General features: G+C 46.5%; 16 protein-coding genes and 2 tRNA genes. 16 read left to right on the top strand and 2 right to left on the bottom strand.

Annotated features, from left to right (window positions below; genetic code table 11):
* Window positions 1-12: 12 nt before the first annotated feature.
* Window positions 13-1,011, top strand: coding sequence for a UDP-N-acetylglucosamine 4,6-dehydratase (inverting) (pseB, locus tag H3L97_RS09800; protein ID WP_097113478.1), 999 nt, complete (start codon window positions 13-15; stop codon window positions 1,009-1,011).
* 256 nt (window positions 1,012-1,267) lie between these two features.
* Here the strand turns inward: pseB and folD are convergent, their stop codons facing one another.
* The gene (gene folD / locus H3L97_RS09795) at window positions 1,268-2,134 is read right to left on the bottom strand and encodes a bifunctional methylenetetrahydrofolate dehydrogenase/methenyltetrahydrofolate cyclohydrolase FolD (protein WP_097113479.1); all 867 of its coding nucleotides are present in this window, start codon (window positions 2,132-2,134) and stop codon (window positions 1,268-1,270) included.
* Between the two features lie 59 nt (window positions 2,135-2,193).
* A complete protein-coding gene (locus H3L97_RS09790) occupies window positions 2,194-3,606 on the bottom strand; it encodes a 3'-5' exonuclease family protein (RefSeq protein WP_097113480.1) in 1,413 nt (470 codons plus the stop codon).
* A 108-nt stretch (window positions 3,607-3,714) separates the two neighbouring features.
* On the opposite strand from H3L97_RS09790, the gene H3L97_RS09785 reads away from it, so the two are divergent.
* The 15 genes from H3L97_RS09785 (at window position 3,715) to H3L97_RS09715 (ending at window position 14,647) form a co-directional block, all read left to right on the top strand.
* A tRNA-Arg gene (locus H3L97_RS09785) sits at window positions 3,715-3,791 on the top strand.
* Between the two features lie 14 nt (window positions 3,792-3,805).
* Window positions 3,806-3,880, top strand: a tRNA-Glu gene (locus H3L97_RS09780).
* Between the two features lie 202 nt (window positions 3,881-4,082).
* Entirely contained in the window at window positions 4,083-4,580 is a 498-nt protein-coding gene (locus tag H3L97_RS09775) for a hypothetical protein (protein ID WP_097113481.1), read from the top strand.
* A gap of 3 nt (window positions 4,581-4,583) precedes the next feature.
* Window positions 4,584-5,252 (top strand): PspA/IM30 family protein, encoded by a 669-nt coding sequence (locus H3L97_RS09770; RefSeq protein WP_097113482.1) that lies wholly within the window; start codon window positions 4,584-4,586, stop codon window positions 5,250-5,252.
* A gap of 34 nt (window positions 5,253-5,286) precedes the next feature.
* Window positions 5,287-5,796 carry a hypothetical protein gene (locus H3L97_RS09765; protein ID WP_097113483.1) on the top strand — a complete coding sequence of 170 codons (510 nt, stop codon included), beginning with the start codon at window positions 5,287-5,289 and terminating at the stop codon, window positions 5,794-5,796.
* On the top strand, window positions 5,793-6,299 hold the full coding sequence (locus H3L97_RS09760) for a hypothetical protein (RefSeq protein WP_097113484.1): 507 nt from the start codon (window positions 5,793-5,795) through the stop codon (window positions 6,297-6,299). Before H3L97_RS09765 ends, H3L97_RS09760 begins: the two co-directional genes overlap by 4 nt.
* Before the next feature lie 47 nt (window positions 6,300-6,346).
* Window positions 6,347-6,622 (top strand): hypothetical protein, encoded by a 276-nt coding sequence (locus H3L97_RS09755; RefSeq protein WP_097113485.1) that lies wholly within the window; start codon window positions 6,347-6,349, stop codon window positions 6,620-6,622.
* 58 nt (window positions 6,623-6,680) lie between these two features.
* Complete coding sequence (locus tag H3L97_RS09750; protein WP_097113486.1) at window positions 6,681-7,346, top strand: OB-fold-containig protein; 666 nt, start codon at window positions 6,681-6,683, stop codon at window positions 7,344-7,346.
* A gap of 30 nt (window positions 7,347-7,376) precedes the next feature.
* Entirely contained in the window at window positions 7,377-8,075 is a 699-nt protein-coding gene (locus tag H3L97_RS09745; RefSeq protein ID WP_097113487.1) for a hypothetical protein, read from the top strand.
* A 72-nt stretch (window positions 8,076-8,147) separates the two neighbouring features.
* Window positions 8,148-9,872 (top strand): flotillin family protein, encoded by a 1,725-nt coding sequence (locus tag H3L97_RS09740; protein ID WP_097113488.1) that lies wholly within the window; start codon window positions 8,148-8,150, stop codon window positions 9,870-9,872.
* 319 nt (window positions 9,873-10,191) lie between these two features.
* Window positions 10,192-10,980: a TrmH family RNA methyltransferase gene (locus H3L97_RS09735; RefSeq protein ID WP_097113511.1), complete on the top strand. Its 789-nt coding sequence runs from the start codon at window positions 10,192-10,194 to the stop codon at window positions 10,978-10,980.
* 209 nt (window positions 10,981-11,189) lie between these two features.
* Window positions 11,190-12,320 (top strand): glutamine-hydrolyzing carbamoyl-phosphate synthase small subunit, encoded by a 1,131-nt coding sequence (carA, locus tag H3L97_RS09730; RefSeq protein WP_097113489.1) that lies wholly within the window; start codon window positions 11,190-11,192, stop codon window positions 12,318-12,320.
* A gap of 10 nt (window positions 12,321-12,330) precedes the next feature.
* On the top strand, window positions 12,331-12,996 hold the full coding sequence (leuE, locus tag H3L97_RS09725; RefSeq protein WP_097113490.1) for a leucine efflux protein LeuE: 666 nt from the start codon (window positions 12,331-12,333) through the stop codon (window positions 12,994-12,996).
* A gap of 309 nt (window positions 12,997-13,305) precedes the next feature.
* Complete coding sequence (locus H3L97_RS09720) at window positions 13,306-13,680, top strand: endonuclease domain-containing protein (protein WP_371271220.1); 375 nt, start codon at window positions 13,306-13,308, stop codon at window positions 13,678-13,680.
* A 310-nt stretch (window positions 13,681-13,990) separates the two neighbouring features.
* On the top strand, window positions 13,991-14,647 hold the full coding sequence (locus H3L97_RS09715; RefSeq protein WP_097113491.1) for an integron-associated HEPN domain-containing protein: 657 nt from the start codon (window positions 13,991-13,993) through the stop codon (window positions 14,645-14,647).

Here is a 14,647-nt window from a genome sequence, read left to right as displayed (position 1 = left end):
GAAAGCAAAACCATGTTACACAACGCCACCATATTGGTAACGGGCGGCACAGGCTCATTTGGCAACACCTTTGTGCCGATGACTTTGGCAAAATACAATCCCAAAAAAATCATCGTCTTTTCGCGCGATGAAATGAAACAATGGGACATGGCAAAAAAATTTGAAGGCGACAAACGTGTGCGCTTTTTCATTGGCGATGTGCGCGACAAAGACCGACTCTATCGCGCTTTGGACGGTGTGGATTATGTGGTTCACGCCGCCGCCACCAAAATCGTCCCCACTGCCGAATACAATCCCTTTGAATGTGTCAAAACCAACATCAATGGCGCGATGAACCTGATTGACGCTTGCATAGACAAAGGCGTGAAAAAAGTCGTTGCCCTTTCCACCGACAAAGCCAGCAGCCCTGTGAATTTGTATGGCGCAACCAAACTCGCGTCCGACAAACTGTTTGTGGCGGGCAACGCTTATTCGGGCGAACACGGTACGCGCTTTGCGGTGGTGCGCTATGGCAATGTGATGGGGTCGCGCGGTTCGGTGATTCCGTTTTTCTTGTCCATCAAAGACAAAGGCGTGTTGCCGATTACCGACAGCCGCATGACGCGCTTTATGATTTCTTTGGAACAAGGCGTGGAATTGGTTTGGCACGCTTTTGATGATATGGTGGGCGGCGAAATTTATGTGAAAAAAATTCCGTCTATGACCATAGGCGATTTGGCTACGGCGGTTGCGCCTGAATGCCGTCAAGAAATCGTGGGCATACGCGCTGGCGAAAAATTGCATGAGCAAATGATTAGCGCGGAAGATGCTTTTTACACCTATGAATACCCCGAGCATTTCAAAATCCTGCCAGCGATTAACGGTTGGTGTGATAGCCCCGAGCGCATTAAAAATGGCGTGAAAGTGCCAGAGGGCTTTGTGTATGCCAGCGACAACAATAGCCAATGGTTCAGCATTGAGGCTTTGCGTGAGTGGATTGCGGCAAATCGGCACAAAATTGGTCAGATTTAAGTTTCAGGCTGCCTGAAAAATGGATTTTGCTTTCGGCGATTGACTTTATTAAATAAGTAAGCCAATCAAAAAACATTTCAGGCAGCCTGAAACCTTTGCAAAACCTACTTTTAAACTGACGTAGGGGCGGATTTCATATCCGCCCTTTTTTCAATTTATTGATAAGAATGAAAATTTCTGCGAACCTAAACGGGGCAGATATGAAATCAGCCCCTACGAACTGAGTTTTGCAAAGGTTTCAGCCTGAAAAGTCAATTCACACCCACAATTTTTGTTCGCGTAATTGGGCGGCTTGCAGCGTGTTTTCCAGCAGGCTGGCAATGGTCATGGGACCAACCCCTCCTGGTACGGGCGTAATCATGGCAGCGCGTTCTTTGGCAACATCAAATTCCACATCGCCACACAAGGTGCCGTCTTCCAAGCGGTTAATGCCCACATCAATGACCACCGCGCCTTGTTTAATCCATTCGCCTTTAACCAAATGGGGCTTGCCCACCGCCACCACCACAATATCGGCTTTGCTCAATTCTTCGGGCAAATTGGTGGTAAAACGGTGGCAAACGGTAACGGTTGCGCCTGCCAACATCATTTCCAAAGCCTGTGGTCGCCCCACAATATTGGACGCGCCCACAATCACCACATTTTTGCCTTTGACTGGCACATCATAGGCGCGCAGCAGCGTCATCACGCCTTTGGGGGTGCAGGGACGCAACAGGGGAATGCGTTGCGCCAAACGCCCCACATTGTAGGGGTGAAAACCGTCCACATCTTTTTCAGGCAAAATGCGTTCCAAAATGTTTTGGCTGTTGATTTGTTTGGGCAGGGGCAGTTGCACCAAAATGCCGTCCACTTCATCATTTTGATTCAATTCATCAATCAGGTTATTGAGCTGCTGTTCGGTGGTGTGTTCGGGCAGATGATACGAAAAAGATTTGAAACCCACTTTTTCGCAAGCCGCATTTTTGTTGCGTACATACACCGCGCTGGCAGGGTCTTCGCCCACCAAAATCACCGCCAAACCAGGGACGCGCAAACCTGATTCGGCACGATTTTTGACCTGTTGGGCAATGGTGTCCAAGCATTTTTGTGAGACTTCTTTGCCGTTGATGATGGTTGCCGACATGATTTTTTCCTTTAAATTGAAAATGATAAAATGGGGAAAGGGGTTTCAGGCTGCTTTGTTCACGATGTGGATTTGGGGTGTAAGGCTGCCTGTAAATGGGTCGCAAAATGCACCGTGCGTATGGTGTATGGGCGTTCTTTGGCAATGCGTTTGATTTCATCAAGCAAATCGCCGCCCCAATACCAACGCCCATTGTCCAAACGCAATGCACCGCGTTCACACACAAAGGTTTTTTGTTGTAAGGTGGTGTTTGCCGTTTCCGTAATCGCAATCGCGCTGCGCCACGACCAATCGCCAACAGGCAAACGCGCCCATGCCGCACGTACCATTTCATTGTGTTGCGCCACATCGCCTGTGGCACAGGCAGCGTTGCAATCGTTGGTTTGCAAAGCAGGGCAGGGCGCGTTTTCAGGCAGCTTGTGTGGCGAAATGCCCAACATGGTTTGGCACAAATTTTCATTTTTTGCCCAAGATTGCAATGCCTTTTGAGCCGCTTTCGGGTGCAAAAACACACCATGTGGCGGCGCGTCAAACACGCCTTGTGGCAAGGGTTGAACTTGCGCTTTCAGGCAGCCATTTTGCTCAACAAAAACCAAAGTGTAACGCGGTTGCGTGGTGTTGCGCCACACTTTTTTGCCAGACAATTCATTTTCCACATAAAGGTTTAATGCGTCCAGTGCGCCCATTGCCGATTGCCAGCGCACACCGTGCGCCGCCGCAAAACGCCGTGCCGCCACATCGCCCATTGCCCCAGCAAAACTGCGTTCATACGCACGCACCGCCAAAGTGTTGCCAGCCTTGTCCAGCCAATGTGCCACGCCCCAACCATCGCCCAAACGGTGCAAATCTGCCCGCAAATTTTCAGGCAGCCCCGTGGGTAAGCGCGTTGGCACAATCAAATTCAAAGCCGTTTTCAGCCAAGCAGCCTGCAATTCATCTGCCGAAAGCCGCAAAAAATCCGCTAACAACAACACATCGGTCATGGCGCGATGGCGTTCGCCCACCGTTTGCAAATCAAAACGAGCCGCAATGCTGTCCAAATTGTGTTTGTATTCATGCGGATACAATTTTTTGGACAATTTGACCGTGCATAAAGTCCAAGTGGCAAAATCCACGCCAGCGCGTTGGCATTCATTGACCAGCAAAGTGTAATCAAAATGGCTGTTGTGTGCCAGCACAATGCAGCCACGCAAATCGGGCAAAATTTCAGGCAGCAAAGCGGCAAAAGTGGGCGCATTTGCCACCATTTCATTGTTGATGCCCGTTAAATTGGCAATAAAATCAGAAATTTCCGTTTCGGGATTAACCAAATGCTGTACCGCTTTCACATCATTGCCATCAAAGCGCAAATAAGCGATTTCGGTAATGCGGTCGGTTTGCAAATTGCCGCCTGTGGCTTCCAAATCCAAAATGACCACAGGCTGCCCAAATGCCTGAAATTGTTGTGCCAAAAAAGAAAAACGCTGTTGCATAATCACTATTTTTTATTTTAGATTAAGCAATTATACCTTTTTGCCGATTTTTTGTGAAACAAATAATTGACAAGATGTGGGGGTGTCTCTATAATTCAAATCTTTGCTGCACCCGTAGCTCAGTTGGATAGAGTATTTGGCTACGAACCAAAGGGTCGGGCGTTCGAATCGCTCCGGGTGCGCCAGCAAAAATTTTTCCGCGCCCATCGTCTAGCGGTTAGGACATCGCCCTTTCACGGCGGTAACCGGGGTTCGATTCCCCGTGGGCGTGCCAGTTTTGCAACCCCAGCATGAAAATGCTGGGGTTTTTGCCGTGCGCGAAAAATGTGGTGTAATGGTTTGTGTATGCAGATGTATTCGTTTTTAATCTTTTTTATTTCAATGATTTGTGTTTGAATTTTGGTTGCTTGATTGCATTTTGTATTTATTTTGTGTATATTTGTATGCAAATAAAGACGTTTGTAAGGAATATGAATATGCCTACGCAAAATCGCGTTCCGTTGAGTGTGCGGATTGACCAAGAAGATTATGATTTTATTGCCCAACTTCACATTGAAGGCGCGAATACGCCATCGGAAAAAGTGCGTGAATTGTTGAAACAGGCGCGTTTGGCACACGCGCAGGCGCAGGATTATGAACATGGCTTGGACAGCATGGAGCGTTTTATTCAGGCAGCCAAACGCCATGTTTTGCACGCGGAAAAGGAGTGGGGCATTCATTCCACCATTTTGGCGCGTTTGTTTGAGCAAGTGCCTGATTTGGCGGCAACTTTGGCGGCTGATTTGCCTGAACACGCCACGCAGCAGGATTTGTTGGATTATGAACGTGAAATGATGTGGCGCGTGGTGCGTTTGATGGACGCGGTGTTGCAGTTGGCGGTGGTGGGCAAGGGTGCGGCTTACGATGATAACATCTTGTTGGAATTGGATAATACTTTAAAATTGGCAAACATTGTGCAACAGGCAAGGAGCTGAAAAATGAGTGAATCTTTATCGCGCCGTGTGCGCCGTTTGGTGAGTGGTGGTTTTCATGCGGTGTTGGATACGGCAGAAAATCTTGCGCCCGAGGCGGTGTTGAATGAACACATTCGTGAGGTGGAACGTGCCATTGATGAGGTGCGTGGTGAATTGGGTAAGGTGCTGGCGCAAAAGCATTTGGCGGCAAAAAAATTGGCTGATGAGGGCAATCGCCATGAAAGTTTGTCTGACCAAATTCAGGCTGCCTTAAATGCCAAACGCGATGATTTGGCGGCGGCTGGCGTGGCGGAACAAATGGACATTGAGGCGCGTTTGCTGGTGTTGGAAAACACGATTGCGGATTGTGCGGCGCAAGAGCGTGAGTTGTCGGATTTTGTTGCGGCTTTGCAATCCACGCGGCGTGAAATGCAGCAAAATTTGGCGGACTGGAAAGCGGCTCAAAATCAAAATCATGTGGCTGGTGGTGCGGTTTCAGGCAGCAAAATCAGCCAAATTGCACACAATTCGGAAAAAAGCAGCCAAAATTTTGAGCGTGTGTTGCAGCGTCATGGCGGTATGCCTTTGAATGGGGCGGGCAATCAAGCCAGCTCTTTGCGCGAATTGGAGGAATTGAGCCGTCAAAATCGCGTGGCGGAGCGTTTGGCGGCTTTGAAAGCGGGTAAATCGTAAACCTTTTTTTCAGGCTGCCTGAAAGGATTTTGTAATGGAAAAAGAGTGGTTAATGGAATCGCCATCTGATTTTGTTTGGAAGCAAATGGCATGGATTTCGCTTTTTGGTTCGACGGTGTGGATAATGTGGTGGTCGCATGATGAAGTTGGCACGATGATGATGTGGGTGTTTGGTTTGGTTGCGTTGTATTTTTGCCTGTTGAGTGTGTGGCGTTTGTGGCGAACTGTGGTGTATCGGCGCAAAAATCCCATTTATTTTCGTGTTGTGGGGCAGATTTTGCATTATTCGCTGCCTGAAATGGGGCAGGGGCAAATTGATGTGCGACAATTGGATTTGTTGCGCTATCGCATTCAGGGCGATTTGCGTATTCCCATTCGTGGCGATTCAGGCTGTCTGAAAATTGATTTGGCGCATTTTCAAAAACCGTTTATTCATCAAAGTCATCAGGAGTGGGTTAGCCAATTTTTGGGCGATTTGGAAAAGGCGCAATGGCACAATCAACAACCCTTTGATTCATTTTTAAACAAGGAAATTTCATCATGAAAACAATCATTCAATCTTACAAAAATTTGTTGTGTCAAATTGCCGTGTTGGTTTTGGGCGCGACCATGTTGGCAGGCTGCGGCGAAGGGTCGGAAAAAGCCGATTTGCTCAAAATCACCGCCGTGTTTTACGAAGCAGGCGTAAACGAAAAAGTGCAAGAAGAATACCAACAAAAATTGAAAAACGTGAAAACCGAAGCCGAAGCCAAACAAGTGATTGGCGAAATGGTCGGCTTGTTGGAAAAAACGCCAGCAAAACTGGAAGGCTTGAATTTAAGCACCGAAGCGGGCAAATCTTTGCGCGACAAATTGGCAAAAGGCTTTCGTGGCGTGGTGGAAAGCACCAAAGAATTGACCGCATTGGACATGAAAACCGATATGGACAAAGCCATGGCAGCGCAAACCAAATTGTTGCAAGCGCAAAAAGATTTGCTGGACGCGCAAAACGAATTCATTGAACTTGCCAAAAAACACGGTGTGGATTTGGAAAAAATGAAAAAATAAGCCAAATTTGCTTTCAGGCAGCCTGAAAATGGTAAAAAAGGAATAATATGAATTCAATGGAAAAAATCAAACATCTGACTACCTTGTTGGGTAATTGGGGCATCATTGCGATTTTGTATTGGGGGGCGATGCAGCCCAAAAGTTTGGCTGGTGTGATGAAATTGTTTGCAATGTTTACGATGTTTTGGACAATTTTTGCTGCAATTTTTTCTGTGATTGCTTTTTTCAAAATTTTGTTTGGTAAATACGATAAATCATTGCAATTCATATTATTATTGACGATTGGCATTTGGTTATTTTGGGCGGTTTTTGCCAACATTTAATCGCCAAAGTTTTCAGGCAGCCTGAAAAACCCTTCTCACCCAAGAAAGGAAAATCATCATGTGGACGCTCATCAATTCCCCCGAAACCTACCCATTTAGCGTGGCATTGGTTTTGATGTTGCTCATCGGTTTGTTGGAATTGGTGTCGCTGTTCACAAGCGGATTCACGCAAAGTTTAGACGGTTTGCTGCCTGAAAGTTTGCTGGAATCATCGCCGCCCGAAGTGCGTTTGCCGCTAGATGAAATGGGTGCAGGTTTGCGTTTGCTGGATTGGCTTTATGTGGGCAAAGTGCCGTTGATGATGTTGCTGGTGATTGCTTTGGCGGTGTATGGTGCAATGGGGTGGGTGTTGCAAAATCTGTTTTACAGCGTTTCAGGCAGCCTGCTGAATGTGTATTTGGCGATGGTGTTGGTGGCGATGTTGTCTTTACCGATGATAAGGCTGTTTGCCGCCGCGTGGTACAAAATCATGCCCAAAGACGAAACAACCGCCATTGGGGCAGACGCGCTCATTGGTAGAGTGGGCGTGGTGGTATTGGGCATAGCCAGCGCAAACCAATCTGCCCAAGTGCGTGTGAAAGACCAATTTGGGCAACAGCATTACATCATGGCGGTGGCAGACGGAGGCAGCGATTTGCCGCAGGGAACGGTGGTGTTGCTTGTGTCGCGGCAGGGGCATTTGTATCACATCATTGAAAATGTGAATGCGAATTTGGTGGATTAACCATTTGAATTAAAACAAAAAGGAAAAAACATGATTAACTTATATCAAATTTTGAATGTGCCACCCTACGCAAATAAAGGGCAAATTCAAACCATGTTGCAGCATTATCAAAACAGTGCCAATCCTGACCCAAAAGTGATTAAAGCCGTACAAGATTGGCTGTTGGTGGACGATGTACGCGCACGTTATGATGAACGCTTGCGTCAAGCGCAGCCTGACTTTTTTCAGGCTGCTGCCCCAGCCCACCGTACCCCAACCCCCATTTCTCATGATGATGAACCAGAAGACGTGGCATTGGCAGAAAGTCCCATGTTGTGGAATCCAAAAGCAGCAAGCATTTGGGCGTTTTTCCTGTCGCCAGTTTTGGGTTCGTGGCTGTACGCATTGAATTATCGTGAATTAGGCGATGAAGCCGAAGCACAAAAACACATGAAAGTGGTGTGGGGTTTGCTGGTTTTGTATGTGGTGTTTATGTTGATTACCATTTTAACAGGATTTAATTTCCCATTGATAATATCACTTTTGATTTGGTTTGCATGGTATTTTGGCATTGCCCAGCAACACATTAACGAAATTCAAAATGAATTTGGCGATGATTATGAACGCAGACCATGGCTCAAACCCATTGGGCTGACTGTTTTGGCTTATGTGGGGTATTTTGTGCTTTACATGATTTTGGCTTTTTTGGCGATGATTGCGGGTGTGATTCACCCAAGTATGTTAAATTGAAGTTGAGATTGTTTTCAGCCAGCCTGAACAATATTTTTTTAATTGATTTTCAAACAGAAAGGGCATAAAAATATGATTTCCATTGTTGTGATTGCCATTGCCGCATTGGCAGGCTTGGGTATTTTGGGCTTGATTTTCACGCGGCTGTATCAACGCGCCACCAAGCAACGCTCTTTTGTGCGTACAGGTTTTGGCGGCGAAAAAGTGATTATGAATGGCGGTGCGCTGGTGTTGCCCATTTTGCACGACACCACTTGGGTGGGCATGGAAACCCATCGCCTTGAAGTGCGCCGCGAAGCCGCCCAAGCCCTGATTACCAACGACCGAATGCGCGTTGATGTGATTGCCGAATTTTATGTGCGCGTTAAGCCAACCATGGAAAGCATTGCCATTGCCGCACAAACTTTGGGCGAAAAAACCAGCCAGCCCGATTTGCTCAAAGAATTGGTAGAAGGCAAATTTGTGGACGCACTTCGTGCCGTTGCTGCCGAAATGACGATGGACCAACTCCACGAAAAGCGCGTTGATTTTGTGCAAAAAGTACAACAAGTTGTATCAGAAGATTTGTACAAAAACGGCTTGGAATTGGAAACCGTGTCATTAACAGGGCTTGACCAAACCAGCATAGACTTTTTCAATCCCGAAAATGCCTTTGACGCAGAAGGTTTAACGCGCCTGACCGAAACCACCGAATCGCGCAAGAAAAAACGCAACGACATTGAACAAGACACCGATTTGGCAATCCGCAGCAAAAATTTGGAAGCCGAACGCCAACGCTTGCAATTACAACGCGAAGAAGAATACGCCAAATTGGAACAAGCGCGTGAAATCGCCATTCGCCGTGCCGAGCAAGAAGCCAATATTGCCGAGCAAGAAGCCGCCAAAAAACGCGAAGCCGAAGAAGCCAAAATTGCTGCCGAACGCGAAGTGGATTTGAAACGCATTATGGCAGAACGCGATATTCGCAACGAAGACATTCGCAAAGCCCAAGCCATTGAACAAGCGGAAGTGGAACGCCGCAAAACCATTGAGCTGGCTGAACAAGAACGCGCCATTGCCGTAGCCGAAAAATCACGAGCTGAAAGCGAAGCCAAAGCGCAAGCCGACAAAGCCCGTGCCGCAGCCGTGCGCGAAGAAGAAAGCGTGATTACCGTGCGCGAAACCGAACGTGCCGAACGCGCCAAAGCGGTGGAATTGATTTCTGCCAAAGAAGCGGCAGAAAAAGAGGCGATTGCCATTACCTTTGCAGCCGAAGCCGAAAAACAAGCCGCGCAAGACCGTGCCGAAGCGGTACGCATTGCAGCCGAAGCCGAAGCGGAACAACTGCGCTTGCAAGCCAAAGGCGAGGCAGACGCAAAAATGCTGCTTGCCCAAGCGCAAGAGCAACAATACAAAGTGGACGCAGAAGGCACACGCGCGGTAAACGAAGCCGCCAATGTGTTGAGCGTGGAACAAATTGAAATGCAAATTCGTTTGGCTTTGTTGCGCCATTTGCCTGATATCATTCGTGAAAGCGTGCGCCCAATGGAAAACATTGACGACATCAAAATTTTGCAAGTGAATGGTTTGGGTGGATTTGGCGGCAACGGTTCAGGCAGCCTGAACGCGGAAAATGCGCCACAATCGGGCAATTTAGCCGACCAAATGGTCAATAGCGCATTGCGTTACCGCAGCCAAGCCCCACTTGTGGACAGCCTGTTGCGTGAAATCGGCTTGCAAGGTGGCGACATCAATGGTTTGACGCAAAATTTGAACGCGCCTTTGGTGGCAAATCACAGCGACAGTGAAAATGTATGATGTAGTGTAAGTTTGGAGTGAAAGTTATTGATAAATTTAAGTAATCTTGTCCCCTCTCCCGTGGGAGAGGGTTAGGGAGAGGGTTCTCCGCCCGACTGACCCTCTCTCCAACTCTCTCCCATGGGGAGAGAGGGCTGGTTTGCTGGTACATCAAAAGTTACTATCCCAAGCTCGCATTAGCGTAAAATGTTTTCAGGCAGCCAGATTGTTTTTTGGCTGCCTGAAAACACGATTTTGTGGGGTGCGTATCGCGCACCAAATTGCCAAATTATTGAAAAAGTGGGGGGGACGCCCCCACAATTTACATGAAAATAAAAACATGAAACAAATCCAATCCCCCCAAAATGAAACCCTAAAATCATTGGCAAAATTGCTGGATTCCGCCAAAGAACGCCGCAAACATCGCCTTGCCGTGCTGGAAGGCACGCATTTGCTGGAAACTTTTCTGCAACAAAATCAGCAGCCTGAACAGGTGTTTGTGCCAGAAAGCCGTTGGCACGAAAGCGAAACGCAAAATTTGCTCGGCAGGCTGCCTGAACACAAAATCACGCTGCTTGCCACAAGCGCATTAAGCAAAATCAACAGCTTAACCCATGGCGAAACGCTGACCACCGTTTTCAGGCTGCCTGAAAACCCATCGCCAGCTCATGTGGGCGATTGCGTGGTTTTGGAGCGCGTGCAAGACGCAGGCAATTTGGGCACGATTTTACGCAGCGCAGCCGCAGCAGGCGTAGGGCGCGTGATTTTGAGCCGTGATTGTGTGGACGTGTGGTCGCCCAAAGTGTTACGCGCGGCAATGGGGGCGCATTTTTTATTGCAAATTCATGAAGATGTGGATTTGTTGGCGTGGCGCAAAACGTATCGGGGCAGGGTGTTGATTACCGCTTTGAACGCGCAAAGTCAATCGCTTTACCATTTGAATTTAAAGGAAAATGAAACAGGCAATGCGTGGATTTTTGGCAATGAAGGGGCAGGGGTATCGCCCGAGTTGTTGGCGCAAGCCGATGTTTGTGTGCAAATTCCGATGTTGGGGGCAACCGAATCGTTGAATGTGGCAATGGCGGCAAGTGTTTGTTTATTTGAACAAATGCGCCAGCGTATTGCGTGAAATCGCTTTTCAGGCAGCCTGAAAAATGTTTATGTGAAATTGTGTCAAGACTTGAATGAACATTTTTTTTCGTTTAGAATAGCTTGCTTTCACAGACGGCGCAATGCCCAGCCATACACAAGAAAGCACGTTACACAGATTTCAAACTGTGGCGCGTGTTTTTTTTTAAATAAAATTTGTCAATTATTCGTTTTCGGAGTGTTTTCATCATGTCTATTCCTGCAATTTTGGTTCTCGCTGACGGCAGCATTTTTCACGGTACATCAATCGGTTATCAAGGTCAAACCGTAGGCGAAGTGGTGTTCAACACCGCCATGACAGGCTATCAAGAAATTTTGACCGACACCTCCTACACAGGACAAATCGTTACCTTAACCTACCCCCACATCGGCAACACAGGCACCAACCGCGAAGACACCGAAAGCCAACAAATCCGCGCCGCAGGTTTGATTATCCGCGATTTCCCCTTATTGCACAGCAATTTTCGTGCAGAACAAAGTTTGCAAGATTATTTGATTGAAAATCAAACCGTTGCCATTGCCGACATTGACACGCGCCGTTTAACGCGGATTTTGCGCGACAAAGGCGCACAAACAGGCGCAATTTTAACAGGCGAACACGCCACCGTTGAGCAAGCCCAAAAACTCATCGCCGAATTTGGCAGCATGGCAGGCAAAGATTTGGCAAAAGAAGTAAGCTGTTCAAAACCTTACGAATGGACAGAAGGCGAATGGGCTTTGGGACAAGGTTTCAGGCAGCCTGAAACGCCTTACCACGTTGCCGTGTACGATTTCGGCATTAAAACCAATATTTTGCGTATGTTGGCGCAACGCGGTTGCCGCTTAACCGTGTTTCCAGCACAAACGCCAGCCGCCTACGTTTTGGCAGCCAATCCCGATGGCGTATTTTTATCCAACGGTCCGGGCGACCCCGAACCTTGCGATTATGCCATTGAAGCAATTAAAGAAATTTTGCAAACCAAAAAACCCCTATTCGGCATTTGTTTGGGGCATCAATTATTGGGTTTGGCTGCTGGCGGCAAAACCAGCAAAATGCCATTCGGACACCATGGCGCGAACCACCCTGTGCAAGAATTGGATAGCGGTAAGGTATTGATTACCAGTCAAAATCACGGTTTCCAAGTAGATGAAAACAGCCTGCCTGAAAACGTGCGCGTAACCCACCGTTCGCTGTTTGACGGCACGGTGCAAGGCATTGAATTGACCAATCAACCCGCATTCAGTTTCCAAGGACACCCCGAAGCCAGCCCCTGCCCTCATGATTTGGGCGAATTGTTTGACCGTTTCGTGCGCGACATCAAAACCGCTAAATCCGCTTGATTTTTAAAATATGTTTTTTGGTATCAATGATTTAATGCAATATGTGATTGGGGCGATTGCCATCGTGTTGTTGCCTGGCCCCAATTCCATGTATTGCTTGACGGTTGCCAGCCAGCACGGTATTCGCGTGGCATATCAAGTGGTTGCCGCAATTTTGCTGGGCGATTCGCTGTTGATTTTGGCAACCGTGTTGGGCGCAGGCACCGCATTGCAACTCTACCCAACTTTATTTCACGCCATACGCCTGTTGGGTGGCGCGTATTTGGCGTATTTGGGTTGGAATTTGATTCGCGCTGGTGTGAAAAAATGGCATTTTATTGCACCAAATAGCCAAAATCACGATGAAAATGCCGTTTCAGGCAGCCTGAAAACGCCACCGCAAGGCATATTCACACGCGCCCTGATGTTGAGTTTGAGCAATCCGAAAGCGATTTTGTTTTTCCTGTCGTTTTTTGTGCCGTTTGTGGAGCCGACTTATCCCAATCCAGCTTTGTCATTTTTGATTTTGGCTGTGATTGTTCAGCTAATCAGTTTTACCTATTTGAATATCTTGGTTTTTTCAGGATACAAGCTCACGCAAACTTTCCGCCAACGTGTGAAAACTTCGGCGGTGGCAATGGGCATGGTTGGGTTGATGTTTATTGGGTTTGCGGTGAAGATGTGGGTGGGGAAGTAGGTTTTGCCCTCTCCCAAACCCTCTCCCAAGGGAGAGGGGGTTTAGGTTGTTGGAAATCAAACATTTTCAGTCAGCCCAAAAATACCAATATCAGCAGCAACTTAAAATACACCAACCACCCCAGTCGCTCTCCCACAGGAGAGGGGGTTTAGGTGATTGGGAATTGAACAGTTTCAGCCAGCCCGAAATACCAATATCAGCAGCAACTTGAAGTACACCAACCACCCCAGTCCCCTCTCCTGTGGGAGAGGGGTAGGGAGAGGGTAAAACTTTCAGGCAGCCTGAAAGTTGAAAATAAACATAATTCTTATGACAGAAAAACTTTTTTCCAATCAATCAGGTTTGATTGAACGCGCCAAAAATATGCGTCAAGAAATGAGTGATGCAGAAAAATGTTTGTGGCAAGGGCTACGCGCCCACCGTTTGAATGGCTACAAATTTCGCCGTCAGCAACCGATTGGCGGTTATATTGTGGATTTTGTTTGTACGCAGCCCAAGCTGGTTGTGGAAGCGGACGGCAGCCAACACGCTTTACAACAAGAATATGACCAAGAGCGCACGGCATATTTGAATGCTTTGGGATTCACGGTTTTGCGGTTTTGGAATCATGAGATTTTGCAGCAAACTGATGATGTTTTTGCGGAAATTTTGCGGGTGGCGCAGGAATTGGAAAGATGTGGGTGATTGGCGGTTTTGCCCTCTCCCCAGCCCTCTCCCACAGGAGAGGGGGTTTAGGTTGTTGGAAATCAAACATTTTCAGCCAACCCCGAAATACCAATATCAGCAGTAACTTGAAATACACCAACCACCCCAGTCCCCTTTCCTGTGGGAGAGGGTTAGGGAGAGGGCAAAACTTTCAGGCTGCCTGAAAATAGTAGCGGACGGCAATATATAGGGTACGTACTACGCACCAATTTCAAATAATCGGATTTTTCGGTGTGTAGTACATACTCCATTTAACTAAAAATATAGAATATAAAAAGGATAAATTAGAATGAATGAACAATCAGTATTAACTAAAGAAGACAAGAATACATTACTTAAAATGTATTTTTATTTTCAATATACAGCTATTGAAATTCAATCAGCAGTCAATTTGCTATATATGCTTGAGCAATTTATAGAAGGTAAACCATATAAAGAAATGATTGCTAATGAAATGCTTGTGCTTGCTCCATCACAAGGGTCGTTGAATGCATATGTAACTCTTTCTCGTGTTGCATTTCATAATTTAATTATTAATATTTTTAAATTAGGAGAATTAATTGAAAAAAAGCAAGGAATTTTGACTCATCTCCCTGAATTTAATAAATCAGTAAATGAATTCCGTAAGATTTTTTTTACACAAGACCTAAGACTTTATCGCAATACATACGTTGCCCATCATTCAGATAAAAATAAAGATAAATCAGATAATTTTTTAAATTATGAAGAGTTAATACAAACTTTCTGTAAAATTATTGGAGTAGATTTAAGTATATTTAATAAAGATATTCAAACTTTCTTTCCATTTTTATTGAAATATGGAGAAAATTTCTTTTCTAAAAATCCTAAAGGAACAGAAATTCATTCTATTGTTTTTAATTCAGCATCTGAATTTCAAAAAGTTTTAGGTGTAGAAAAATTAAATAGAAAACACACATTCTCTTAA

Origin of the sequence: Alysiella filiformis, assembly GCF_014054525.1 — a bacterium.
Classification (GTDB): Bacteria; Pseudomonadota; Gammaproteobacteria; order Burkholderiales; family Neisseriaceae; genus Simonsiella; species Simonsiella filiformis.
The sequence above is the reverse complement of the archived record's forward strand: the minus strand, read 5'-3'. Positions and strand labels throughout refer to the sequence as shown.